The organism is Mesorhizobium sp. M0518 (assembly GCF_040321125.1).
In the GTDB taxonomy this organism is placed as follows: Bacteria; Pseudomonadota; Alphaproteobacteria; order Rhizobiales; family Rhizobiaceae; genus Mesorhizobium.
In genome coordinates this window covers 347,050-372,995 of record NZ_JAMYQY010000001.1, presented here as the reverse complement: position 1 = coordinate 372,995, position 25,946 = coordinate 347,050, and the positions used below count along the sequence as shown (strand labels likewise).

The 25,946-nt window shown below is 63.4% G+C and carries 18 protein-coding genes; 7 read left to right on the top strand and 11 right to left on the bottom strand.

From position 1 onward, the window contains the following. The first annotated feature begins 103 nt into the window (after positions 1-103). Positions 104-637: an inorganic diphosphatase gene (gene ppa, locus NKI66_RS01830; RefSeq protein WP_013528997.1), complete on the top strand. Its 534-nt coding sequence runs from the start codon at positions 104-106 to the stop codon at positions 635-637. 320 nt (positions 638-957) lie between these two features. On the opposite strand, the gene NKI66_RS01825 is transcribed toward ppa, so the two are convergent. Together NKI66_RS01825 and NKI66_RS01820 are read right to left on the bottom strand one after the other, a co-directional pair. Next, positions 958-1,551, bottom strand: coding sequence for a hypothetical protein (locus NKI66_RS01825; RefSeq protein WP_023811721.1), 594 nt, complete (start codon positions 1,549-1,551; stop codon positions 958-960). Between the two features lie 45 nt (positions 1,552-1,596). After that, positions 1,597-2,214, bottom strand: coding sequence for a TetR/AcrR family transcriptional regulator (locus tag NKI66_RS01820; RefSeq protein WP_023811722.1), 618 nt, complete (start codon positions 2,212-2,214; stop codon positions 1,597-1,599). Between the two features lie 72 nt (positions 2,215-2,286). On the opposite strand from NKI66_RS01820, the gene NKI66_RS01815 reads away from it, so the two are divergent. Beyond that, on the top strand, positions 2,287-3,570 hold the full coding sequence (locus tag NKI66_RS01815; RefSeq protein ID WP_352676976.1) for an MFS transporter: 1,284 nt from the start codon (positions 2,287-2,289) through the stop codon (positions 3,568-3,570). A 180-nt stretch (positions 3,571-3,750) separates the two neighbouring features. Then, a complete protein-coding gene (locus NKI66_RS01810; RefSeq protein WP_352676978.1) occupies positions 3,751-5,325 on the top strand; it encodes an alkaline phosphatase D family protein in 1,575 nt (524 codons plus the stop codon). Between the two features lie 85 nt (positions 5,326-5,410). Here NKI66_RS01810 and NKI66_RS01805 read toward each other — a convergent pair whose 3' ends face one another. Beyond that, a complete protein-coding gene (locus NKI66_RS01805) occupies positions 5,411-5,692 on the bottom strand; it encodes a hypothetical protein (protein ID WP_245486184.1) in 282 nt (93 codons plus the stop codon). 197 nt (positions 5,693-5,889) lie between these two features. On the opposite strand from NKI66_RS01805, the gene typA reads away from it, so the two are divergent. After that, positions 5,890-7,719: a translational GTPase TypA gene (gene typA, locus NKI66_RS01800; protein ID WP_128304081.1), complete on the top strand. Its 1,830-nt coding sequence runs from the start codon at positions 5,890-5,892 to the stop codon at positions 7,717-7,719. Positions 7,720-7,781: 62 nt separating this feature from the next. Here the strand turns inward: typA and NKI66_RS01795 are convergent, their stop codons facing one another. Then, positions 7,782-8,408 (bottom strand): DUF1062 domain-containing protein, encoded by a 627-nt coding sequence (locus tag NKI66_RS01795; protein ID WP_128304080.1) that lies wholly within the window; start codon positions 8,406-8,408, stop codon positions 7,782-7,784. 394 nt (positions 8,409-8,802) lie between these two features. Between NKI66_RS01795 and NKI66_RS01790 the strand changes: the two genes are divergently transcribed. Continuing rightward, a complete protein-coding gene (locus NKI66_RS01790) occupies positions 8,803-9,417 on the top strand; it encodes a LysE family translocator (protein ID WP_128304079.1) in 615 nt (204 codons plus the stop codon). A gap of 4 nt (positions 9,418-9,421) precedes the next feature. Here NKI66_RS01790 and NKI66_RS01785 read toward each other — a convergent pair whose 3' ends face one another. Together NKI66_RS01785 and NKI66_RS01780 are read right to left on the bottom strand one after the other, a co-directional pair. Continuing rightward, positions 9,422-9,745: a YciI family protein gene (locus tag NKI66_RS01785; protein WP_023811729.1), complete on the bottom strand. Its 324-nt coding sequence runs from the start codon at positions 9,743-9,745 to the stop codon at positions 9,422-9,424. 136 nt (positions 9,746-9,881) lie between these two features. Continuing rightward, positions 9,882-10,445 carry a peroxidase-related enzyme gene (locus tag NKI66_RS01780; protein ID WP_352441035.1) on the bottom strand — a complete coding sequence of 188 codons (564 nt, stop codon included), beginning with the start codon at positions 10,443-10,445 and terminating at the stop codon, positions 9,882-9,884. 135 nt (positions 10,446-10,580) lie between these two features. Here NKI66_RS01780 and NKI66_RS01775 point away from each other — a divergent pair, with 135 nt between their 5' ends. Beyond that, complete coding sequence (locus NKI66_RS01775) at positions 10,581-15,395, top strand: NAD-glutamate dehydrogenase (protein ID WP_352750634.1); 4,815 nt, start codon at positions 10,581-10,583, stop codon at positions 15,393-15,395. A gap of 84 nt (positions 15,396-15,479) precedes the next feature. Here the strand turns inward: NKI66_RS01775 and NKI66_RS01770 are convergent, their stop codons facing one another. Then, the gene (locus NKI66_RS01770) at positions 15,480-17,624 is read right to left on the bottom strand and encodes a TonB-dependent siderophore receptor (protein ID WP_352441033.1); all 2,145 of its coding nucleotides are present in this window, start codon (positions 17,622-17,624) and stop codon (positions 15,480-15,482) included. A 353-nt stretch (positions 17,625-17,977) separates the two neighbouring features. Here NKI66_RS01770 and NKI66_RS01765 point away from each other — a divergent pair, with 353 nt between their 5' ends. Then, positions 17,978-19,354 (top strand): MFS transporter, encoded by a 1,377-nt coding sequence (locus tag NKI66_RS01765; RefSeq protein ID WP_023811732.1) that lies wholly within the window; start codon positions 17,978-17,980, stop codon positions 19,352-19,354. A 254-nt stretch (positions 19,355-19,608) separates the two neighbouring features. Here the strand turns inward: NKI66_RS01765 and purH are convergent, their stop codons facing one another. From purH to htpX, 4 genes are all read right to left on the bottom strand, one after another. Next, complete coding sequence (purH, locus tag NKI66_RS01760) at positions 19,609-21,225, bottom strand: bifunctional phosphoribosylaminoimidazolecarboxamide formyltransferase/IMP cyclohydrolase (protein ID WP_352722564.1); 1,617 nt, start codon at positions 21,223-21,225, stop codon at positions 19,609-19,611. Positions 21,226-21,575: 350 nt separating this feature from the next. Beyond that, entirely contained in the window at positions 21,576-23,300 is a 1,725-nt protein-coding gene (locus NKI66_RS01755) for a heparinase II/III family protein (protein ID WP_352722563.1), read from the bottom strand. Between the two features lie 147 nt (positions 23,301-23,447). Beyond that, complete coding sequence (locus NKI66_RS01750; RefSeq protein WP_352722562.1) at positions 23,448-24,842, bottom strand: RsmB/NOP family class I SAM-dependent RNA methyltransferase; 1,395 nt, start codon at positions 24,840-24,842, stop codon at positions 23,448-23,450. Further along, the gene (gene htpX / locus NKI66_RS01745) at positions 24,833-25,852 is read right to left on the bottom strand and encodes a zinc metalloprotease HtpX (RefSeq protein ID WP_352722561.1); all 1,020 of its coding nucleotides are present in this window, start codon (positions 25,850-25,852) and stop codon (positions 24,833-24,835) included. The genes NKI66_RS01750 and htpX overlap by 10 nt, the downstream gene beginning before the upstream one ends. Between the last annotated feature and the right edge of the window lie 94 nt (positions 25,853-25,946).

The window sequence follows — 25,946 nt, the reverse complement described above, 5'->3', positions numbered from 1 at the left end:
TTTCGGCCGCCCGCCTCTTCCGATCGCACCCAGCACCATTCGCCGCATTGCACCATGGCGCGCCGCCCGCTATCGATCGTCCATCGAGAGAGGGATTTAAGCCATGCGCATCGAAGCCATAGCCAGCGGAAAGAACCCGCCTGAGGACGTCAACGTCATCATCGAGGTGCCGATCGGCGGCGAGCCGATCAAGTATGAGATGGACAAGGAAGCCGGCACGCTGTTCGTCGACCGCTTCCTGCACACCTCGATGCGCTACCCCGGCAATTACGGCTTCGTGCCGCACACGCTGTCGGGCGACGGCGATCCGATCGACGTGCTGGTCTGCAACACGCGCGCCCTGGTGCCGGGCTGCGTCATCAACGTCAGGCCTATCGGCGTGCTGATCATGGAAGACAATGCCGGCCAGGATGAGAAGATCATCGCCGTGCCGTCGCCGAAACTGACGCTGCGCTACGAGAACGTTACCGAATACACCCAGCTGCCCGACATCACGCGCCAGCAGGTGCAGCACTTCTTCGAGCACTACAAGGATCTCGAGCCCGGCAAATGGGTCAAGATCGAAGGCTGGCACGATTCCAAATATGCCAAGAAGATGATCGTCGACGCGATCGAGCGGGCCAAGGCGAGCAAGTAGCTGGGCTTAGGCTCTGCGGAGCATCAACCTCGCAGGGCCTAGGCCTCGCGAGGCCCCGCGACTTCGTCATACCAGGGCGGAGCAGCCGCGAAGCGGCGTCGCGGAGACCCTGGTATCCATGCCGTGACGCTCGGTGACGTGAGCGGCGGGACAAAATTCTGCGCCGCTGCGGCGGTGTTGATGTCGCGGCATGGACCCTCGGGTCTGCGCTGCGTCGCTACGCTCCTTGCTGCGCCCGTGGATGACGAAGTCAAAGGCGTTCGGTCAATCCCAACGTGTGCGACCTGCATGTGGCAGAAGTTCCGTGCTAAGCAACTGATCTAGTTATCCACCCGGCCGAAAGCCGGCACGTTGCCGATGACAGTGCGCCTGTCCTTGCCACAGGCGAAGGTCCGTGCCTTGCCGTCGGCAAGCTTGCGCGCCTGATCGTTGGCGGTGGGATTGCCCGTGGCCAGCACCAGGCCGACGGTGCAGCCGTCGCGGGCGTCCATCTGGCCGACCTTGGCGACGAGCAGCACCTCGGTCGGCTTTTTCTCGTCCTCGGGATTGCTGATCGAGCGGCGATGGATGGCGGCATAGGGCACTGCCGTGTCGCCCTTGGTTTCGATGCGCCATTCGATCTTGGCTCCGGACGAATTGAAGCCGGAAAAGCTTTCCCAGACCGTCGTCATGTCGCCGCCGGGCGGAAAGCCGTAGAACAGCGATTCACGCGCGTCGTCATAGGCGATCAGTACGGGATAGCCGCGATAGCCCGAACAGGCAAGTTCGGCCCAGTCGCCGTCGCCTTCTTCTGCCTGCGCGTAGGTCACGCAGTCCGTTTTCGAATCCAGATCGGTGTAGGCGCTGGAAATGCCGTCGGCTTGCGCCGCCTGACCGAGACCGACCAGAACAAGCGGGATCAGAATGGCACGCATGGCGGTCAATCTCCGTTGCAAGCCGCTGCAGCGTAGCGTCAAACGCTATTTCTTCAAGCTCGCTTCAATCAGCAGGTCGGCATTGCGGGCAACCGCCTGGGCCGGGCCGCCGAGCCCGAACAGCTGGCCGCTGATATAGGCGCCCTCGATCAGCAGCAGCAGGCCGTCGCCGAGCGTGTCAGGGTCTTGCGCGCCCATCGCGGCCGCCATGGCGCGCAGCCGGCGGCGCAGTTCCTGCTTGTTGGCCTCGCTGACCACGCGGGCCGGATGGCTGTGGTCGGGATATTCGACCGCCGCATTGGTCATGCCGCAGCCGCGATAATCCGCCACTTGCGTGCGCTTGCCGATGCGGGTCAGAAAAGCCTTGATCTGTGCGCGCGGCTCGCCGGGATGAGCGGCGACCGCCTCGTCGAAACGCTCCCAATATTCAAGATCGTACTGCCTGAGATAGGAGGCGGCCAGTTCATCCTTGGACGGAAAGCTGCGATAGAGGCTGGGCTTGGTGACGCCGGCACGTTTGACGATCTCGTCGACGCCTATCGCCCTGATGCCGCGCCGGTAGAACAGGTCATAGGCCACATCGAGGATCTTCTTGGCTGCTTTCGGCGGCGCCGACGCATGACCGTCGCTGATGGTCAGATCAATATTTTTGTCCGTTGGCATCGTGTGGCTCGATTGACAATGTTACCGATCGGTACGTATACATACTCCACCTGCAACGTACCGGTCAGTAACATGATAGCTCAATCCCGCCCATTTGGCCAGCGCTACGCTTTCGTCGTGGTCGGCGTCATCTTCCTTAGCCTGCTGGTCGCGGCCGGTCTGCGGTCCGCTCCCTCTGTCATGATGCTGCCGCTGGAGACCAGTTTCGGCTGGCGGCGCGACATCATCTCGCTGGCCGCAGGTGTCGGCATCCTGCTTTACGGCCTGACGGGGCCATTTGCCGCGGCCCTGATGGAGCGCATCGGGCTGCGCCGCACATTGCTGGCCTCGCTGGTGGTGATGTCGGGCTCCACGGCGCTCAGCTTGCTGATGACCAAGCCGTGGCATTTGTTCATCACTTGGGGCGTGTTCTCGGGCATTGGTTCCGGCGCTGTCGCCAGCGTGCTCGGCGCGACCATCGTCAACCGCTGGTTCAAGACCAATCGCGGCCTTGTCATGGGATTGATGTCGGCTTCCAGCGCCTCGGGCATGCTGGTGTTCCTGCCGCTGATCGCCGCTCTGGCGCAGTCGGGCGGCTGGCAGCCGGTTGTCATCGCGGTCGCGATCGCGACCGCTGCCCTGATACCGCTGGTCTGGCTGCTGGTGCCGGAGCGGCCGGCATCGATCGGCATGGTGCGCTACGGCGCCGAGGCTGACGACGTGCCGCCCACTCCGCCTGCGTCACAGGGCAATTTTCTTGCGCATACGTTCTCGACGCTGCGCCGTGCCGCCGGCACGCGGGTGTTCTGGTATCTGTTCGCCACCTTCTTCGTCTGCGGCTTCACCACCAACGGGCTGGTCGGCACGCATCTTATCGCGTTCTGCGGCGACATGGGCATCGGCGAAGTGCAGGCCGCCGGTCTGCTGTCGATGATGGGCATTTTCGACCTGATCGGCACGACGTTGTCGGGCTGGCTCACCGACCGCTTCGATCCGCGTAAGCTGCTCGGCGTCTATTATGGCATTCGTGGCCTGTCGCTGATCTATCTGCCCTATTCCGGCTTCTCGGCGACCAGCTTGATCATCTTCGCTGTGCTCTATGGTCTCGACTGGATCGCCACCGTGCCGCCGACGCTGCGGCTCGCCAACGAGGCGTTCGGCGACCGCAGCGGGCCGATCGTGTTCGGCTGGATCGTCGCCGGGCACCAGATCGGTGCGGCCGCTGCCGCCGCCTTTGGCGGCACCATGCGCGAGTTGCAGGGCAATTACGAACTGGCGTTCCTGATCGCCGGCATGACGGCAATCGCCGCCGCCTGTATCTCGCTCCTGATCAACACCAGCAAGCCGGCGTTCGATCCGGAGCCGCAAGCGGCTTAGGGAGAGGCGCTACCGGCCAAGCTGCAATCTCCCCCCTCGTGGGGGAGATCGGCAGCTTTGCCGTCCGCGCAAACGCCCACCCGCCTGTTAATCGTCAGAAAACCTTCATCATCCCGATATGCGCCTGAAACATTGACGCTGGATTTTGGTGGCACCGTTCAAGCCATCCAGGAGACAGCCATGAACAAGCTTTCGATGACCCGCCGCGCTTTTGTCACTTCCGCCGGCGCCGTTGGCCTGGCCGGCGTTTCCAGCCTGGCGCTGCCCTACTATTCGCGTGCCAATCAGCGGCCTTCCTTCACCCATGGCGTTCAGTCCGGCGATGTCGACGCAACCAGCGGCATGGTGTGGACGCGCACCGATCGCCCGTCGCGCGTCATGTTCGAAGTGTCGTCAACGGAGAATTTCGCCAATGCGACACGCCTGGCGCCGCTCGATACGTCGCCGGCCAGCGATTACACGGTCAAGCGGCTGCTCACCGACCTCGCTTCCGATCAGGATATCTTCTACCGCATGACATCGGCCGATCTCGCCGACATCAACGCCGTTTCGGAGCCGATCACCGGCCGTTTCAGGACGGCGCCAGCCTCGAAGCGCGACATCCGCTTTGCCTGGTCCGGCGACACCGCCGGCCAGGGCTGGGGCATCGACGAGACCGGCATGAAGACTTACGCCACGATCGGCAAGCACACGCCCGACTTCTTCCTGCATTCGGGCGACACCATCTATGCCGACGGCGCCATGAAGGACGAGGTCGACCTGCCCGGCGGCGGCAAGTGGAAGAACGTCGTGCTGATCGACGGCAAGCGCAAAGTCGCCGAGACGCTGGATGAATACCGGGACCAGTGGAAATACAACATGATGGACAGGAACGTGCTCGGCCTGAGCGCCATCTGCCCGACTTTCTACCAGTGGGACGACCATGAAGTGCTGAACAACTGGTCGGATTCCAAGGATCTCAGCGCCGACAGCCGCTACACGGAAAAATCCATCCACGTGCTGGCGGCCCGCGCGGCGCGGGCTTTCCACGAGATGACGACGATCCGCTACGAACCTTCCGAGCCCGGCCGCGTCTATCGCAAGATCGCTTATGGGCCGCTGCTCGACGTGTTCTTCCTCGACATGCGCTCCTATCGCGGCCCCAATGGTCCCGACATGCAGGATGAGATGACGCCGCAATCGCGCATGCTCGGCGAACAGCAGACGAAATGGCTGAAGCGCGAACTGGCGAATTCGAAGGCGACCTGGAAAATCATCGCCGCCGACATGCCGCTCGGCCTCATCGTGTGGGACGACGGCGCCAAGAAGGTCGGCGCCGAGGCGGTCAGCAATGGCGACAATGGCTTGCCAAAAGGGCGCGAGCTCGAGATCGCCGACCTGCTGCGCTTCATAAAGAATGCCGGCATCAGCAACACCGTCTGGCTCACCGCCGACGTGCATTACACGGCCGCGCATTATTACAACCCGGACAAGGCGCAGTTCCAGGAGTTCAATCCGTTCTGGGAATTCGTCTCAGGTCCGATCCATGCCGGCACGTTCGGTCCCAACGATTTCGACATGACGTTCGGTCCGGAGCTGAAGTTCATCAAGGCGCCGACCGCCGAACAGGGACAGAACCTGCCGCCCTCGGCCGGTCTGCAATTCTTCGGGCTGGTCGATATCTCAGGCGCCAGCGAGCAGATGACGGTGCGGCTGATGGATCGCGACGACAACGAACTCTACAAGGTGACGCTCGACCCGGTCCGCTCGGCATAAGCGCGCTTTCTCCTCCCCCTTGTGGGGAGGGTCGGCGCGGCGGCTTCGCAAAGCGAAGCTGGCAAGACGGGGCGGGAAGCGCCGACTAGTCCGGGTAGCAGACCATGGGGATATTCGGCCAGATGGCGCTGTCGCAGTTGGCGGTGTCCTGCCGCTGCTTGAAAGCGGCGCTGACCGGGCCGGTCACCATCGGGTCGACGCCGTCTGGTGCGTCGGCGAAAATCTGCTCGGCCGACTGTGCCTCCGACGGCAAGGCAGGCCGTGATTCCTTCATCGTCGCCGCCGACTGCGCGGCGTTGGCGGCCAGCAGGACGGCGAAGGCAACGGACGCGATGAGCGGCCAGAATCGGTTGAGTTTATCGGTCATGACGTTTGAACTGCCCGGGCCCCAAAGGGTTCCCGCCTTGGTTAACAAAATCATCTCACACGCAGATGCTTAAGATTTGATGAGTATTTGGTGACGCTCCTCCTCTTTCGCAACTGCGAAAAACCCTGTATGAGCCGCGCAACCGAAAGAGGCAGCGCCTTTTGGCCTGCTGCCTGCAACGCTTCCGAGACCAGAACATGAAAATCCGTAATATCGCGATCATCGCGCACGTCGACCATGGAAAGACCACCCTGGTCGACCAGCTTTTGAAGCAGTCCGGCTCCTTCCGAGACAATCAGCGCGTCGCCGAGCGCGCCATGGATTCCAACGACCTCGAAAAGGAACGCGGCATCACCATCCTGGCCAAGGCGACTTCGGTCGACTGGAAGGATACCCGCATCAACATCGTCGACACCCCCGGCCACGCCGATTTTGGCGGTGAGGTCGAACGCATCCTGTCGATGGTGGACTCAGCCATCGTGCTGGTCGACGCAGCCGAAGGGCCGATGCCGCAAACCAAGTTCGTCGTCGGCAAGGCGCTCAAGGTCGGCCTGAAGCCGATCGTCGTCATCAACAAGATCGACCGTCCGGACGCCCGTCATGTCGAGGTGGTCAACGAGGTGTTCGATCTTTTCGCCGCGCTCGACGCCACCGACGAGCAACTCGACTTCCCGATTCTGTACGGTTCAGGCCGCGATGGCTGGGTTTCGGAAAATCCGGAAGGACCGAAGGACCAGCAACTGGCGCCGCTGTTCGACCTCGTCATCAAGCATGTGCCGGAGCCGACCGTTCATCCAGGCCCGTTCCGCATGATCGGCACCATCCTGGAAGCCAATCCGTTCCTCGGCCGCATCATCACCGGCCGCATCGAGAGCGGCACGCTGAAGGCCAACCAGCCGGTCAAGGTGCTGCACCATGACGGCACCCAGATCGAAACCGGCCGTATTTCCAAGATACTGGCCTTCCGCGGCCTCGAGCGCCAGCCGATCGAAGAAGCGCAGGCGGGCGACATCGTCGCCATTGCCGGCCTGTCGAAGGGCACCGTCGCCGACACGTTCTGCGACCTGAGCGTGAGCGAACCGCTGCATGCGCAGCCGATAGATCCGCCGACCGTGACCATGTCGTTCCTCGTCAACGACAGTCCGCTGGCCGGCACCGAAGGCGACAAGGTGACCAGCCGCGTCATCCGCGACCGCCTGCTGCGCGAAGCCGAAGGCAATGTCGCGCTGAAGATCGAGGAATCGCCTGACAAGGATTCGTTCTTCGTCTCCGGCCGCGGCGAATTGCAACTGGCCGTGCTGATCGAGACGATGCGCCGCGAGGGTTTCGAGATTGCCGTGTCGCGTCCGCGCGTCGTCATGCAGAAGGCCGAGAATGGCGACCTGCTCGAGCCGGTCGAAGAAGTCGTCATCGACGTCGACGAGGAGCATGCCGGCGTCGTCGTGCAGAAGATGTCCGAGCGCAAGGCCGAGATGGTCGAACTGCGCCCATCCGGCGGCAACCGCCAACGCATCGTCTTCCACGCGCCGACCCGTGGCCTGATCGGCTATCAGTCGGAACTGTTGACCGACACGCGCGGCACCGCCGTGATGAACCGGCTTTTCCATGCCTATGAGCCCTACAAGGGCGAATTGCCGGGCCGCACCAATGGCGTGCTGATTTCCAACGAGCAGGGCGAGGCGGTGGCCTACGCCATGTGGAACCTGGAAGACCGCGGTCCGATGGTCATCGATCCCGGCGTCAAGGTCTATCAGGGCATGATCATCGGCATCCACTCCAGAGACAACGATCTCGAAGTGAACGTGCTCAAGGGCAAGAAGCTGACCAACATCCGCGCCGCCGGCAAGGATGAGGCCGTGAAGCTGACGCCGCCGATCCGCATGACGCTGGAGAAGGCTCTGGCCTGGATCCAGGACGACGAGCTGGTCGAGGTGACGCCGAAGACGATCCGTCTGCGCAAGCTCTATCTCGATCCGAACGAGCGCAAGCGCTTCGAGAAGTCGGCCAAGGCGGTCGGCGCGGCGTAAGCTCTCTACATTTTCCAACAATCGAGAGGGGCGGAGCAACCAGTGTTCCGCCCCTTCTTCGTTCACTCACCGGCAGCCGCGATGATGGCCTGCCGATCGGTCTCGCCGGCCAGATCGATGCGGATCGCGATTCCCGCGCGGGCCGGCTTGCGCAGGGCCTTTGCTCCATCCGGGTCAACGATGAGCAGCCGCTTCTCCTCCAGTGCCTGAAGCCGTGATCGCGAGATGCCAAGTTCGCCGGCGAGCAGCCGGTCGAGTCGCAGCGATGTCGGCATTTCGAGCCCAAGCTGGATTTCCAACACGGTCGCGGCTTCCCTGGTGTCGCCGAGCCTGCGCTTGTGAACGCTGACATCGGAGAACTCCTCGACGCGCCCGATCCGGTTGCGCAACGCGATTACATCGAAGGCATGACGATGAGCGAGTGCAGGATCGTTGCTTTCGAGTGCCGCCAGCAGCGCCGGGTCGATGTCGCGGCGGTTGCAGCGCTCGAAAATGCCGAAATTCCAGGAGTTGTCGCAGTCGATGCAGCGATAGATCAGCCACACGTCGATGCGTTTGCCATTGGCGTTGACGCGGAATTTCCCGCTGCTGCAATAGGCCTTCACAGTGCCGCAGCGATTGCAGTTGATGAGCGGCCGAGGTGGGGTTTTGGGTGCGATCGTCCAATGGATACGCAGTGGTCCAGACATGCCGATAAGCCCTTCCCGTCGGGAAGTTCATCAGGCCGGCGATGTCGAGATGCCCATGCGGGCACGGCGTGGCGAGAAGCTGCGGTTTTTGGAAATCGGGTGTCACGGGCAAAAGCCGCGCGACGCGGTTCAGCAGTGCCAAACCGGTCTCGAACCGCCGCCCAGAAGAACACATGGAAAACGAAAACAGACACCGCGAACGCGGTGTCATGCTTGTGTCGGGGGAGTTGGCGAGACCGGCGGTTACGTAGGCAAAGTGAAGCTCGAAATTGTTTCGCGGCGGCCTTTCTAGCCGCGAGATGCTGGACCGACAAGGGTCTTTTGTCGGTGCTACCGCAGCCGAGCCACTTGCGCTAATATCCGAAATCGAAGGTTTTCAACCAGAGACCCGGTTATGCACCTCACCTCGCTGCTCATCTTCGCCGCCGCTCTGTTCGTTGCCGCGGGCTCGCCCGGGCCATCGATCGCGGCGCTTGTCGCCCGCGTCATCTCGAAAGGATTTCGCGACGTGTTCCCGTTCCTGCTCGCCATGTGGATCGGCGAGGGCATCTGGCTGTCGCTGGCGGTGTTCGGCCTGGCTGTCGTGGCGCAGACCTTCCATTTCGCCTTCGTCGTGGTGAAATGGGTCGGCGTTGCCTATCTCGCTTATCTCGCCTGGAAGATGTGGACCGCCCCTGTCGACGCGAAAGAGGGCGAGATGCCGCGCGAGGATTCTCCGGCAAAGCTGTTCTTTGCCGGCATGGCGGTGACGCTCGGCAATCCCAAGATCATGATGTTCTACCTGGCGCTGCTGCCGACCATCATCGACCTCGCTTCGGTCAGCATTGTCGGCTGGGTCGAGCTGACGGCGACCATGGCCGTGGTGCTGGTCGCCATCGATCTCGCCTGGGTGCTCGCTGCATCACAGGCGCGCAAGCTTTTGAAAAGCAAGCGCGCCATGAAGATCGCCAACCGTGTCAGCGCGACGACGATGGCCGGCGCGGCGGCCGCGATCGCGGCGCGGTCCTAACCCGTCACATCATTTCAATGATCGGCGCGATTTCGACGCTGAAACCCGGATCCATCAGGATCGGGCAATCCTTGGCCTTGGCGACGGCTTCGTCGATGTCTTTCGCTTCGACGATCGTGTAGCCCGCGGTCGGATTGCTGCCGCCATTGTTCTCGACCTTGCCGCCGGGCAGCACCATCTTCGACATGCCGACCGGATTGCCGCCGTCGACCACGGCCGAGCCGAGCTTGCCGTACCAGCCGTTCCAGGCGTCCATTGCGGCTTTCCGCTCGGCCTCGTCGGTCGGCATCTTGCCCGAGCCATGATAGACGTAGAGATACTTCGCCATGTTCTCCTCCCTTGGTGAGCGGCATCGAACCGGCATGCGGTCATGCCGCCTGCCGATCATCGGACCAAACCGGCAAACAAGCAACGAGAATGCGAAACTGCTAATATAACGCTCGACCTGGCCCAGCTGCCGCGCCTCACCGTGCCATGGCGTGGTATTCGTCGTTCGGCCGCATATCGATTGCCGCAGCCACCCGGTTCGACATGTTGAAGAAGGCTGATGTCGAGGCGATGTCCCAGATGTCACGGTCGGTGAAGCCGGCCTTGCGAAGGGTGGCCCGATCGGCCTCGACGATCTTAGCCGGTTCTTCCGTCAGCTTGACGGCGAATTCGAGCATTGCGGTCTGCTTGGGCGAAAGATCGGCGGCGCGGGAATTCATCACCATCATTTCGCCGAGCGCCGGGTCGCCGGACAGCTGACGTACCGCCGCGCCATGCGCGGTCAGGCAATAGTAGCAATGATTGATCGAGGAGACGACGACCGCGATCATCTCGCGCTCCAGCTTCGAGAGGCCGGAATCACCCAGCATCAAATCGTTGTACATGTCGGTGAAAGCGCGCAGCTTCTTGTCGTCGAAGGCGTAGGCCTTGAGCACGTTGGGGACGAGGCCGAGCTTCTCCTCGCATTTGGCGAAATAGGCTTTTGTCGCGTCGCTCAGCTCTGCCTGGCCAAGGTCAAGCGCGGTGATTTTGCCGGTCATGGGTCATTTCTCCTCGTTGCGCGGCATCTTGTCGCCAAATTCCGATAATTCTTGGCAAGCCGTCAAACCTTTGTCGCCAAACAGCGGTCATCTGCTACCATAGTCGTAAAAGCATTGACGGGAGGGAATTGCGTCATGGCCAGCGTGAAATCCGCGAGCAAGCCGAAGAAAAAAGCCACGGCAGCGATTAGAGCGGAGGAAATGCCAGCCAGGCTTGCGGACTATCTGCTCGCCCGCGCGCCGGCTGAAGACATTGCTCCCTACGATGTGGCCGACCTGGAACGTGCCGCCGATCTCGCCGGCCAGGCAGTCGCCACTCACAGGAAAGGCGAGTGCGTCGTCGCCGTCGATGCCGATTCGGGCGTTGTGCGAGACGGCCGCCCGATGACGGTTGTCACAGTCGTCAACGACAACATGCCGTTCCTGTTCGATTCCATCCTCGGCGAGATCACCGAGACATCGGGCGAACCGACCCTGGTCACTCATCCGGTTATCGTGGTGCGCCACGGCAAGGGCGGCGTGGAAGAAATCCTCGGCGACGGCAATTTCGCCAAGGACGATGGCAGCCACGACCGGCTGAGCGTCATCCATGTCCACATCCCGCGGCTGACATCCGAGCAGGCGAGCGGATTGAGCGAGCGGCTGCGCAAGATCCTTGGCCAGGTTCATGCCGCCGTTCACGACTGGAGGCCGATGCTGGCCCGCCTCGATCAGGCGATCTCGGAATTCCGCTATACGGCCGTGCCGCTCGACAAGAAGAGCGTTGCCGAGGCCCTCGCCTTCCTGGAGTGGCTGCGCGACGACAATTTCACCTTCCTTGGCATGCGCGAGTTCAAATACACCGGCGGCGAGGAAAGCGGCACGCTGGAGCGCGCTGAAAAGCCTGGCCTCGGCATCCTGTCCGACCCCGACGTGCTGGTGCTCAGGCGCGGCACCGAAGCGGTGACGACGACGCCGGAGATCCGCGCCTTCCTGCATGGGCCGGAGCCCTTGATCGTCACCAAGGCCAATGCCAAGTCTTCCGTGCACCGCCGCATCTATCTCGACTATATCGGCGTCAAGACCTACACCGCCAAGGGCACACTCGCGGGCGAATTGCGCATCGTCGGCCTGTTCACCTCGACCGCCTACACGCGCTCGGTGATGAAGATCCCGTATCTCAGGTCCAAGGCCGAAACCATCATCGCCAAGTCCGGCTTCGACCGGCACGATCACTCCGGCAAGGCGCTGATCAATGTTCTGGAAAGCTATCCGCGCGACGAATTGTTCCAGGTGCCGGTGCCGGTGCTGAGGAAGCACGCCGCAGCCATTCTTGGCCTGGTCGAGCGGCCGCGCGTGCGGGCGCTGGTACGCGCCGACCAGTTCGACCGTTTCGTCTCGATCCTCGTCTTCGTGCCGCGCGACCGTTACGACAGCGTCGTGCGCGAGAAGATCGGCTCGTATCTGAAAACCGTATTCGAAGGCCGGCTGTCGGCCTATTACCCGGCCTTCCCCGAGGGCGGGCTGGCGCGCGTGCACTTCATCATCGGCCGCTCCGGCGGCAAGACGCCGAAGGTCGAACAAGCGACGATTGAGGCGGCGATCCGCGACATCGTGCGTACCTGGGAGGACGCCCTTTCCGATGCGGCCGAGGCCAGTGGCGGCGACCAGGCTTTGAAGGCGATCGCCGCGCGGCTGCCGGAAAGCTACCGCGATTCGTTTAGCGCGGCGGTGGCGCTGGCCGATGCTCGGCGCATTGCCAAAATCAGCGCCGATAATCCGATCGCCATCGACTATTATCGCCACGCCGAGCAGAAGCCGCACCAGGCGGCGCTGAAGATCTATCACCACGGCAGTCCCGTGGCGCTGTCTCGCCGCGTACCGGTGCTGGAAAACATCGGCTTCCGCGTCATCAGCGAACGCACTTTCGAGGTCGGCGACGACCAGTCCGGCATGATCAAAAGTGATCAGCCCGGAATGGTTTTCATCCACGACATGGAATTGGAAAACAGCTACGGCAAGCCGATCGACCTTGGCGATGGCGGTGCGCTGTTCGAGGACGCATTCCTGTCCGTGTGGCGCGGCGACGTCGACAATGACGGCTATAACGGCCTTGCCCAGACCGCCGGGCTCTGGTCGGGCGAAATCACCATCCTGCGCGCCTATGGCCGCTATCTGCAGCAGGTCGGCATTCCGCAAAGCCAGGACTTCATCGCCGCCGTGCTCAACCGCTATCCCGACATTGCGCGCGGCCTGCATGCGCTGTTCATCGCCCGGCTTGGCCCGACAGCCGAAGGGGAAGGCGTGGTGGCGGCAAAACATCTCAAGGCCAAGATCAAGGACGCGCTGGAGGATGTACCGAATATCGACGACGACACCATCATCCGGCGCTACCTCAATCTGATCGAAGCCTCGCTGCGCACCAATCATTTCGTTGCCGATACGAAGGCGAAAGGCCAGTCGCTGGCGATCAAGCTCGATTCGCACGCGGTCGAGGGATTACCTGCGCCGCGGCCGTGGCGGGAGATCTTCGTCTACGGATCCGAGGTCGAAGGCCTGCATCTGCGCTTCGGCCCGGTGGCGCGCGGCGGCCTGCGCTGGTCGGACCGCGCCCAGGATTACCGCACCGAGGTGCTCGGCCTGGTGAAGGCGCAGCAGGTCAAGAATGCCGTCATCGTGCCGGTCGGCGCCAAGGGCGGCTTCTATCCGAAGAAGCTGCCGATGAGCGCCGGCCGTGACGCCATCTTTGCGGCCGGCACCTCGGCCTACAAGAACTTCGTCTCCAGCCTGCTGTCGATCACCGACAATATCGGCCTCGACGGTGTCATCCCGCCGGCTGGTGTCGTGCGCCGCGACCCGGACGATCCGTATTTTGTCGTTGCCGCCGACAAGGGCACGGCGACCTTCTCCGATACCGCCAACGCGATCTCGGAAAAGCACGGCTTCTGGCTCGACGACGCTTTCGCCAGCGGCGGTTCGGCCGGTTACGATCACAAGAAGATGGGCATCACCGCCAAGGGCGCCTGGGAGGCGGTCAAGCGGCATTTCCGCGAGATCAACCGCGACATCCAGACCTCGTCCTTCACCGTCGTCGGTGTCGGCGACATGTCCGGCGACGTGTTCGGCAACGGCATGCTTTTGTCGCCGAAGACCCGGCTGATCGCCGCCTTCGACCATCGCGACATCTTCATCGATCCCGATCCCGACATGGCGGCGTCGATGGCCGAGCGCGAGCGCATGTTCGCCCTGCCTAGGTCGAGCTGGCAGGACTATGACAAGACCAAACTGTCGGAAGGCGGCATCATCGTCTCGCGCAACCAGAAGTCGATCACCCTGCCGGCTGCTGCTGCTGCGGCGATCGGCCTGGCCAAGACCACCGCCACGCCGGTCGAGATCATGACCGCCATCCTCAAGGCGCCGGTCGATCTTCTGTGGTTCGGCGGCATCGGCACGTATTTGCGGGCGTCCACCGAAACCAATGCCGAGGTCGGCGACCGCGCCAACGATGCCATCCGCATCACCGCGCTCGACGTCCGGGCGAAAGTGATCGGCGAGGGCGCCAATCTCGGCGTCACGCAGCGGGCGCGCATCGAGTTCGGCCTGAATGGCGGCCGTTGCAACTCCGACGCCATAGACAATTCGGGCGGCGTCAACTGCTCCGACGTCGAGGTCAACATCAAGATCGCGCTGGCGTCCGCCATGCGCAAGGGATCGTTGACGCGCCCGGCACGCAACAAGCTGCTGGCGGAGATGACCGAGGAGGTCGGCTCGCTGGTGCTGTCCAACAACTACCAGCAGACACTGGCTCTTTCGATCGCCCGCAAACGCGGCCTCGCCGACATCGCGCATCAAAGCCGGTTCATGACGGCGCTGGAGGCGCGCGGCCTGCTTGACCGCACTGTGGAGACGCTGCCGTCACCGGCATCGCTTGCCGAGCGCGAGGCGCGTGGCGAACCGCTGACCAGGGCCGAACTTGGCGTGCTGCTCGCCTATGCCAAGATCGTGCTGTTTTCCGACATCGTCGCCAGCGACGTGCCTGATGACGCGCATTTCGATCGCGACCTGATGGGCTACTTCCCGGACCGGATGGCGAAGAAATACGCCACTGAGATCCATGGCCACCGGCTGCGCCGCGAGATCATCACGCGCGTTGTCGCCAACGATCTGGTCAATCGCGGCGGCCCATCCTTCGTCAACCGGCTGCAGGAGGCCACGGGGCGCACCGCCGCCGACGTGGTGCGGACCTTCGCCTTGGTGCGCGACGGTTTTGCGCTGCCGGCGCTCTATCGCGAGATCGATGCGCTCGACAACCAGATCGATGGCCAGGTGCAGCTCGATCTCTATCAGATGGTCAGCCGGCTGATCTATGTGACCAGCGGCTGGTATCTGAAGAACGATGCCGGCACGGCACCGCTTGGCCAGCGCATCGCCGCGCTGCAGGAAGCACGCAAGGCGCTGGAACCCAAGCTCGTTTCGCTGCTGCCGGCTTTCTCGCGCGAGCGCATCGAGGAGAAGCGGCACGGGCTGTTCAAGAGCGGCGCGCCGGAAGGGCTGGCCGGGCAACTGGCGCTCAGCGAGGTGGCGGAACTTATCCCCGACATCGCGCTGACGGCGCGCACCGCCGGCGCCGATATCGTCGCCGCGGCCAAGGCGTTCTTCGCCGTCAGCGATGCCTTCCGCATCCCGCGTGTCGAGGACGCCGCACGCTCGATCACGCCTTCGGACTACTATGATCAACTGGCGCTGTCGCGCGCCACCGACACGATCGGCGCGGCACGGCGCGGCATCGCGGTGGCGGCACTCACCGGCCACGCCAAGACGGCCGATCCGGTGGTTGCCTGGCTGGACGCCGGCGGCGAGCGGGTGGCGCGCATCCGCGAGCGGCTGCAGGCACTGACCGAGGGCGGCGACATCACCGTGTCGCGGCTGTCGGTGGCGTCGGGGCTGATGAGCGATCTGACGGGGATGTGAACCGCCGACGATCACCACACGCATCACCGGATGCGTGTGGCTCTTTTCGAATGCCATCCGCTTCGAAACCTGCGTTCAAAAAGCTCACCAGGAATGTTTGAGCGTGCCGACGATTTTCAGCCGGTCGCCGTAAAATTCGGTTCCGTAATAGCTGGTTGTCAAATACTTCCGGTCGAACAGGTTCGTTGCGTTCAGGGCCAACGTCACGTCCTTGGTCATCTTGTAGCTGATCGCCGCATCCACCAGTGCGTAGCCGCCAATCGAAGTCGTGTTCGCGTCATCCCCGTAGGTTTGCCCGATATAGCGCACGCCACCGCCGATGGTCAGGTCGCCACGCCGTCCTTCCTCGGGAAGCGTATAATCAACCCAGGCCGACGCCAGGTGGCGAGGAACACGCTGCGGCCGATTGCCGGCATTACCGCCAATGCCGTCTTCCAGGATCTCGGCATCCCAGTAGGAATAGGCAAGCGTCAGGTTCAGGTTTTCCGCGATGGCAGCCTTGCCCTCGAGTTCGATGCCGCGGACGCCGACCTTGCCGATCTGCTGCTGGACAACAGGCGTGACATAGGTTGGAACATTGGTTTGGGTAAGGTCGAAGACCGCGGCCGTGAACAGGCCGTCGAAGCCGTCGGGCTTGTACTTGATGCCTGCCTCATACTGCTTGCCCTCTTGAGGCTTCAGCGAACCCGAGACCGCATATCCGTTGGCGCTTGGCGCCACGAGCGGCTGGAAGCTTTCCGAATAGTTGGCGTAGACCGCGAGATTCGGGGTGAATTTGTAGGTCAGGCCGGCGCGCTTGGTGAAGGCGGATGCCGTGTCGTCGTCCTGCGTTCCCGAGTCGAGATAGTCCGCCGTCGTATGCACGCGGTCCCAGCGCCCGCCCAGGGTGACGATCCAGCGGTCGTCAAACGTCAATTGCTCCTGGGCATAGACACCGACCGCCTGTTGCTTGACCCGCCAGTTCACGTAGGGGCCGAGATTGATGCAGGACAGACCGCAATAGGTCGGATTGTTGATGTCGATGGGACCGGCGGTACCGAAGAGGATGTTTTCGCGGGTGTTGTCATTGGCGTAGTCGACGCCGACAAGCGTCTTGCTGTCGATCCCGTGCCAGCCCGTATCGTATTGCAACTGATTGTCGAAGGCATAGCGGTTGGACACGCCATCGACGGAAAATGCCGTGCGATCCGCCGTGGGGTCAAGCGACGCGCCGTAGACCTCGGCGTAGTCGAGGCTCAAATGCGTGTAGCGGGCATTGGAGCGAAAGGTGAGGTTCTCGTTGAACTCGTGCTCGAACTGGTAGCCGATATCGACCTGCTCCGTGTTGAAGCGGTTGAAATCCGGCTCGCCCAGGAATGTGCCGACGTCGATATTGCCGCCAGCCGGGGTGCCGCGTGCTCCTGTCCCGTCTCGCTTGTAATAGTCAGTCAGGATGGTGAGCGACGTTCCTTCCTCGGGCTTGATGGTCAACGCGGGCGCGATGTAAAGCCGATCGTCGTTGGAATAGTCCCATCCTTGATCGCCATCCTTGGCCAGCCCGGTGAGCCGATAGGTCCACACGCCATCGGGGTCGATCGGTCCGCCAAAATCAACGCCAACCTCCTTGGTACCGTCGCCATAGGACGTGTAAATCTCCCCCTGCTTCTGGTCCAGCGGCCGCTTGGTGATGGCATTGACCAGTCCGCCAGGGCCGTTGAGACCAAAAAGCGTTGATGTCGATCCCTTCAGGACCTCCACGCGCTGAAGTCCGTAAGGCTCGAGACGGCTGGCCGTGAACCAAGCGGGGATGCGCGCCGTGAGGCCATCGCGATAAGTACCGAGCGATGTCTGGTCGAAACCGCGGATACGAATATAGTCGTATCGGTCATCGTTGCCGAACTCGTCGGTGAGGACGCTGGATGTGTAGGCCACGGCCTGCTGGAGGCTTTCGACATGGCGTGCCTCCAGTTCCTTCTGGGTTACAACTGAAACCGAGGCGGGAACGTCGACGATGGGCGTATCGGTCTTGGTGCCGGTCGCCGTATCCTCGGCGACGATCGTTTGATCGGGCCCGACAACGCGGTCCGACTTGCCGGTGACGACGATCGTTTCCAGTTGGGTTGCATCGTCCGGCGAAACCTCCTGGGCCCGGCCGGCCCCCATCGCTCCAAAGGATGCCGCTATCAAGGCACTGCTCGCAATCAATCGCCTTGCCTGAGTGCGCAACAATGCCTGTCGACCAATCGTCATTTCTTATTCCCTGTCAGACCAATATCGAGCCGTTCGACCGGTGACTTTCCGGCCCTGCGCGAGCGCAATTAGTCAAACCGGACAAAAGGAGTCAACTTAATAATCAAGAAATTCGCGCCGGCGGCAATCGCTGCGAAGCAGGGGGTGGAGGGCGGTGCCGGACCTTCGGTCCGACTTCCCCCACGAGAAAAAATAAGGGCTTGGCCCGCGCCGCGGACGAAAGCCAATTGCTGGGTTTTCGAACAATGAACCCCCGGCAGGGGCAAGGGACGGCACCAAGCTTCGTTCATTGCATGAGCGCATGAAACATGCAGACATGGCGCCCGACACGGAACCGGTGCCGGGGGATCATCATGACGGTAGAGACAGTGCAGCGTGCGTCCGGGCGCGGCATCTGGGGATGGATGTTGTTCGACTGGGCGGCGCAGCCGTTCTTCACCGTCGTCACCACCTTCATCTTCGGGCCTTATTTCGTGTCGCGGATGGCGAGCGATCCGGAAACCGGGCAAGCGGCCTGGGGCTACGGCATTGCCGCGGCCGGCCTTGTCATTGCAGTGCTGTCGCCCATCCTCGGCTCGATCGCCGACCAGACCGGACCGCGCAAGCCTTGGATCGCATTCTTTGCCGCGGTCAAGGTCACCTGCCTTTGCATGCTTTGGTTCGCGGCCCCCGGTTCGAACCTTTTCCTGGTCGTGCTGTTCTTTTCGCTGGCGTCGGTGGCGGCGGAGTTTTCGACCGTGTTCAACGATTCGATGATGCCGCGCCTGGTGCCGAAGAGCGAGATCGGCAGGATCTCCAACATGGCCTGGGGCCTTGGCTATCTCGGCGGCATGATCGCGCTGATCTTCGTCGTCGCTTGCCTGGCCGGTTCGCCGGAGACCGGCAAGACGATCATCGGCATCGACCCGCTGTTCGGGCTCGACCCGAAGCTCGGCGAGGACGCGCGCGCAACCGGGCCTTTGTCAGCCGGCTGGTACTTCCTGTTCATCCTGCCGATGTTCTTTTTCACCCCCGACGCCATCAAGGGCCTGCCGATCGGTCCGGCTGTCCGAGAGGGGTTGGCGGAGCTGAAAGTGACATTGGGCGAGGTGCGCAAGCGCAGCGGTATCTTCCGCTTCCTGGTCGCCCGCATGATCTATCAGGACGGCGTCAACGCGCTGCTGGCGTTGGGCGGCACTTTCGCCGCTGCGATGTTCCACTGGTCGATCACCGAGATCGGTATTTTCGGCATCATTCTCAACGTCGTCGCCATCTTCGGCTGCCTGGTCGCAGCCCGTCTCGACACGGCGCTTGGCTCAAAAACCATCGTCATGATCTCGCTGGTCCTGCTCAGCATCGCCACGATCGGCATCGTCTCGACCGGGCCGGGCTATACGTTGTTCGGCCTCTGGATGATGCCTGGACCGGACAGCGGCGGCCTGTTCGGCACGGCAGCGGAAAAAGCCTACATCTTCTTCGGCCTGTTGATCGGCGTGGCTTTCGGGCCGGTGCAGGCGTCGTCGCGATCCTATATGGCGCGCAGCGTCACGGCGGCAGAATCCGGCCGCTATTTCGGCATTTATGCGCTGGCCGGGCGGGCGACCAGTTTCCTGGCGCCGTTCATGGTCGCGTCGGTCACCCTGGCCAGCGGCTCGGCGCGGCTCGGCATGGCGGTGATCGTGCTGTTCCTGGGCATCGGCATGGCGATCCTGGTCAAGACGCCCTATCCGGCGGACCGGCCGGTGGATTGACTTTACCCTCCCCCTTGTGGGGGTGAGCAGCCGGTTCGCGAAGCGAATTCATCGTGCCAGTGGCACGATGAAAGGCCGGTGAACGCCGGGACGCTGCGAAGCAGCGGGGACCCGGCCCGGCGACTGGTCATTCAGAATTCAGCCCCGAGCCCTTCGCAGGCTCAGGGCGTTCGAAGCTCGAAAAGCCAAGCAATTGGCTTTTCGTTCGCTGCGCGAACCGCTTCTCACCCCCACAAAGGGGAGGGTAAAAGCAGCTAATGGCGGAAATGCCTGACGCCCGTAAACACCATAGCGATGCCGTGCTCGTCGGCGGCGGCAATGACGTCCTTGTCGTTCATCGAGCCACCCGGCTGGATGACGGCGGTGGCGCCGGCGGCGATTGCCGACAGCAAGCCATCGGCGAAGGGGAAGAAGGCGTCGGAGGCGACCACCGAGCCCTTGGTCAGCGGTTCGGCGAGGCCGGCGGCCTCGGCGGCGTCGAGTGCCTTGCGGGCGGCGATGCGTGAGGAATCGACCCGGCTCATCTGGCCGGCGCCAATGCCGACGGTGGCGCCGTCCCTGACGTAGACGATGGCGTTGGACTTGACGTGCTTGGCGATGCGGAAGGCGAATTTCAGGTCGGCCATTTCGGCCGGCGTCGGTGCCCGTGTGGTCACCACTTTCAGTTCGAGGTCGTCGACGACGGCGTTGTCCCGGCCCTGGATGAGCAGGCCGCCGGCGACGGATTTGACCGTCGTGCCCGGCGTGCGCGGGTCCGGCAGCCCACCGGTGACCAGCAGGCGCAAATTCTTCTTCCCCGCCACGATGGCCGCTGCCTCATCGGTGGCGCCGGGCGCGATAATCACCTCGGTGAAGGTTTTTACGATCTCTTCCGCCGCCTCGGCGTCGAGGGTGCGGTTGACGGCGATGATGCCGCCGAAGGCCGAGACCGGGTCGCAGGCCAGCGCCTTGGCGTAGGCGGCTTTCAGCGAGGCGCCTTCGGCAACGCCGCACGGATTGGCGTGCTTGATGATGGCGACGACGGCGGAAAGGTCGGGGTCGAACTCGCCGACCAATTCGAAAGCGGCGTCGGTGTCGTTGATGTTGTTGTAGGATAGCTGCTTGCCCTGCAGCTGGCGCGCCGTGGCGACGCCCGGGCGCTTGTCGCCGTCGACGTAGAAGCCGGCGCTCTGATGCGGGTTCTCGCCATAGCGCATCACCTCGACCAGCCTGCCGCCAAAGGCGCGCCATGTCGGATGTTCGATCTCGAGCGCCTCGGCGAACCAGCCGGAGATCGCCGCGTCATAGCTGGCGGTGCGGGCAAAGGCCTTGGCCGCCAGCTTCTTGCGGAAATCCAGCGACAGCGAGCCGATGTTCATCTCCAGCGCATTCAGCACCGAAGCGTAATCGCCGGGATCGGTGACGATGGCGACATAGGCGTGGTTCTTGGCCGAGGCGCGGATCATCGCCGGGCCGCCAATGTCGATGTTTTCGACGATCGACGCGTAATCGGCGCCGGAGCGGCGGACCTCCTCGAACGGATAGAGATTGGAGACGACGAGATCGATCGGCTCGATGCCGTATTTGCGCATTGCCGCGGAATGCTCCGGATCGTCGCGCACGCCAAGCAGCGCGCCATGCACGCCGGGATGCAAGGTCTTGACGCGGCCGTCCATGATCTCGGGGAAACCGGTGAGCTCGGAGACGTCGCGCACCGCCAGGCCCGCCTCGGTGATCGCTTTTGCCGTGCCGCCGGTCGAGACCAGTTCGACACCGGCCGCTGCCAGCGCTTTGGCGAAATCGATGAGGCCCGTCTTGTCGAAAACGGAGAGCAGGGCGCGACGCACGGGAACAAGGTCTGGTGCGGGAATGTTCTTGGCGGCGACGGCCATGGGCTGGCGGCCTTTCACGACTGGTGTGGTGGATGCCCGCGCCCGTAGCACATGCCGCCCGGAAATCAAACCGGCGGTCAGGTGGAGCAAGGCAACGAATCCGTGTTAACGGGTTTCTTCGGAGACTTCGCAGGCGCGTTGGCTGACGGAGCACCAACGAAAAAACCCGCCTATGCGGCGGGCCACTGGCGCAAACCGGCACCATAGGCAAAAATGTACCATAGCTGAGGGCACGGAGTCAAGAAAAAATTCCTATCTTGGGAAAGCTGCCGGCACAAAAGCTGCCGATGCCCCGAGCTGGTTGTCGTCAGGCCTTTTGTTAACCTGAGTTTGAAGCCCTGTCAGGAGGATCAGTTGTTTTCCGGGTGGCCGGCGATGCTGGTGCGGGTCAGCTGCCAGTGGACTTCGGCGATTTCCGAAGCCTTGAAGGCAAGCACGATCTGGCGGCTGCGGCGCGGGCCGCCAAGGCCGGCGAAATAGATCGATTCCTCGACCTCCGGCACCACTTCGGCTGCTGTGAACACCCAGGTGTCGGCCTGATCGGCGGCCAGCACCAGGCGGTCATGCTCGTCCTGCAAAAGGTTGACGTCGGGATGAACGTGGAAGCGGACGGTGACGAAGTCGCGCCCATTGTTGCGGATCGCCGTATTGCCGGGGCGCTGGAAGCGGTCGCGGCCAGCCAGCACATTGCCGTTCGACGACAGTTTCAGCTCGCGCTCATGCAGGAAGCCGAAGCGCGGGACATAGCCGTCATGGCGGGCGATGAAGCCCTGAACGCCCTTCTGGTCGGTGCGCTTGCACTGCACATGCTGCGGGCCGCCGATCAGCGGCGAACCGAGCAGGTCGTTGACGCGCAACGAATGGCTGAAGCGCGCCGACGAGGTGTCGTTGATGGTGGCGGTCGAGTGCGCGGCGGTGGCGCGCGCCAGCGGCCGGAATTCAGCCGCGCCATAGGTGTCAATGCCGGCATTGACGATGTAGTGCTGGCGGCCGGACGACAGTTCGAAGGCGAGGCAGCTGGCGTGTGCGGCGTTGGACACATCGATCGGCGGCGGCGGGCCGGTGTCGGCGATGACCGTGGTGCCGCCCATCGACAGGCGCTCATAGCCGGAATGCGGCGCATGCAGCAGCGGCGCGCCAGCGGTGTCGTCGTGGCGCAGAATGGTGGCGATGCGGTCGTGGATGGTGGCGCCCATGCCGTTGAAGCGGGCGAGGCTGCCATCCTGATGGCGGAAGAAGCGCAGCGCCGGCAGCATGCGGTCGATGGCGCCGATCAGCGCCTGCGGCGGCGTTTCCGCCTGGTTGGCATAAGTCTGGCGCAGCGGCAGAAGGTCGGCGAGGATTTCCAGGACGACCATCGGATTGCGCGAAATGTGCCCGCCATCTGCGAGGATCTGGCGGTCGAGTTCCTCGGCAAGATTGCGGGTCGCGCCCCGCAGGGCCGATGCCGGTGCCGGCAGGGACAAGGCAGCGAAGGCGAGCGCGATGCGGGCCCGCAGCCTGTCCTTGCCGTCGGGCATTTCGCGCGCCATCGACCTGAGGTAGCGGATCTGGATGGCAACCGATTTCAGGAAGGCGCGGTAGAAAGGGAACTCGGCGCCCTGCAATACGACCGAGGAGTGCTGCAACCAGGCGATGATGCGCTTGGCCGTCGTGCCCGGCTCCCAGGCGATGCCGGAGATATGGCTGCCATGCATGGTGATCCAGTCGGAGACCAGGGCGCGGGCATTGGCGGCGGCAAGCTCGGTGCCGGCGGCGCGCATATGGCGCAGCCAGCGAAAGCCGTGCAGCGTCTTCTGCCAGCCGTGATTGGGCACGTGGATCTGGAAAGGCGACTTGCCGCCGGTCTCGACCACGTGCCCCGACAGGGGATAGCGGCCGTAATAGATCTCGAGTGCGATCTGCGGGTCGGCGAGGCGCAGGTCCGGCGGTGCGATCAGCACACGTTCCGGCGTGCGGCCGGAATAGCGCCAGCGATAGACAGGCCCGGCGCGCAGGCGCCGGCGCATTTTGCGCCAGAACTCCTTCGCGACAAGCGTCCATAGACGCGTCGTGCTGCTGGCAGCAAGTGCCAAAACCCCTCCTGATCGTCCTCTACCCCGGCGCCGAGTCTACATGATTGCACGATTCGTGCGAAGGCGAATTCCACGAGCCCACGCCGGTTCACCTGGTTTTGCCCCCGATCCTACCCAAAAAAGTCAGTAATCCGGGCAGTTCAACCCCTAGCCGGCTCGCCGCATGCGAGCGGCGAAGAAACCATCGAGGCCCGAGCGTTCCGGCGCGCCGAGCTCCAGGTCGGCGGGCGTGGTGCGCAGCGTGCCTTGCGGCGTCAGGAATGGATCGATGCCGGCGATCTCGCCTTGCTGCAACGGATCGTTGGTGATTTCAGGCGTGCCGGCCAGAAAGACGCGATAGAGATCCTCGCCTTCGAGCGGATCGAGCGAACAGTTGGAAAAGACGATCGTGCCGCCGGGCTTCACCAGCGTGACGGCGCGGGCGAGCAGCCTGCGTTGCAGGTCGGCCAGTTTTTCGACATCGGCCGAAGTCTTGGTCCATGGCACGTCGGGGTGCCGCCGCACCGTGCCGGTCGACGAGCAGGGCGCGTCGAGGAGGATCGCGTCGAAGAGTTCTTCCGGCTCATATTTGAGCAGGTCGGCCTGGACGATTTCGGCAGACAGGCCGAGACGGTCGAGATTCTGCGTCAGCCGCACGAGCCGGTTTTTTGACGTGTCGACAGCGGTGACCTTCGCGCCGGCAACGATCAGCTGCGCGGTCTTGCCGCCGGGCGCGGCGCAGAGATCGGCAACCCGCAATCCCGTGACATCGCCGAACAGCCGGGCGGGCAGGCTGGCCGCGGCGTCCTGGACCCACCAGGCGCCCTCGGCAAAGCCGGGCAATTCAGTGACAGGACCGACAAGATTCTCGACCCGCACCGTGCCTGTCTGCAGGACGATGCCGCCGAGTTTTTCAGCCCAGAGTCCGGGATCGGCCTTGACCGAGAAGTCGACCGGCGCCTCAACGCGATGCGCTTCGAGGATCTGTCTGGCCTTCTCGTTGCCGTAGGTGGTCTTCAGCCGGTCGGAAAACCATTTGGGCGCTTCGTAGGTGGCGGCAAGGGCGGCAGGCAGTTCCGTTTCCTTGGCCCGTGCCAGTGTGCGCAGCACGCCATTGACGAGGCCGGAGAAACGCACCGTGCGCGGATCGGACTTGGCATGGGTCACCGCAATGTCGACGGCGGCGCTGTCGGGAATATCGAGGAACAGGATCTGTGCCGCTGCCACATGCAATATGTGCGACAAAGCGGTGGCATTGGGCGGCAGCGGTTTTTCCAGGCGCCGCGCCAGCAGCCCTGATATGGTCATGCGATAGCGCAGCGCGGTGACCAGGATGGCGCGGACCAGGCCGCGATCGCGCAAGTCGAGCGCCTTGTATTGCGGGTGGCCGTTTTCGTGATCGGTCAGCCCATCAAGCGGCGTCCTGGCGTCGATGACGGCGGCAAGCAGGCGCGCCGCCGCCTTGCGGGCGGCGAGGCCGGCAACGAAGTCGCCGCCGTCCCTGTGTTCCTGATCACCTGAAACTGTGCGTCGTGGTCCTCTGTCCGCCACGCTCACGACCATCGGCCCTTGGGCCCGGTCGGATTGCGACCCCACGGGTTGGATTTGGGCTTGGCGGCCTCCGCCGGCTGCTCGGGCCGCGCTGCCTGATCCCATGGGCCGGATGGCCGCGGTTCGTCCGCCTGGCGTGACGTTGGGGCCTGGCGCGGTGCAGCCCGGGTTTCGCTGCCGGCCATGTCGCGCGCCATCGCCTGCAAGGCTGCGATGCGGTTCTCAGTGGCGGGGTGGGTGGAGAACAGGCTGTCCATGCGCTCGCCGTGAAGAGGATTGATGATGAAGAGATGCGCGGTCGCGGGATTTCGCTCGGCATCGGGGTTGCGGATGCGTTCGGCGCCGCGGGCGATCTTGTCAAGCGCCGATGCCAGCCAGAGCGGGTGTCCACAGATTTCGGCGCCACGCCGGTCGGCCTCGTATTCGCGGGTCCGGCTGACCGCCATCTGCACGACCATCGCTGCAAACGGAGCCACGATCATCGCAACCAGCACGCCGACAAAGCCGAACGGGTTGTTGTCGCGGTTGCCGCTGAAAAAGAAGGCAAAATTGCCGAGCATCGAGATGGCACCGGCAAAGGTGGCGACGATCGTCATGGTGAGCGTGTCGCGATGCTGCACATGGGCGAGCTCGTGCGCCATGACCGCCGCGACCTCTTCAGGCGTCAGCGCCTGCAACAGGCCGGTGGAGGCAGCCACCGCCGCATTCTGCGGATTGCGGCCGGTGGCAAAGGCGTTCGGCTGCGGGTTGTCGATCAGATAGGTCTTCGGCATCGGCAGGCCGGCCTGTTTGGCCATTGCCTGGACGATGGCGTAATATTCGGGCGCGTTCCTTTCATCGACCTCGACGGCACGGTTCATCGACAGCACCATCTTGTCGGCATTCCAGTAGCTGAACAGGTTGGTGCCGGCGGCGATCAGCAGCGCGATCATCATGCCGCCGGTTCCGCCGATCAAAAAGCCGACGCCCATGAACAGCGCGGTCATCGCGGCAAGAAGCATGGCGGTGCGGATGGTGTTCATCGTCTGCTCCTGTCCGGGGGATAGCGAAAAGGGGTCGATCGTCGTGGGTTCATGGCTATATGATGGGAAACGCCAGTTCCTGTTTCAATTGACT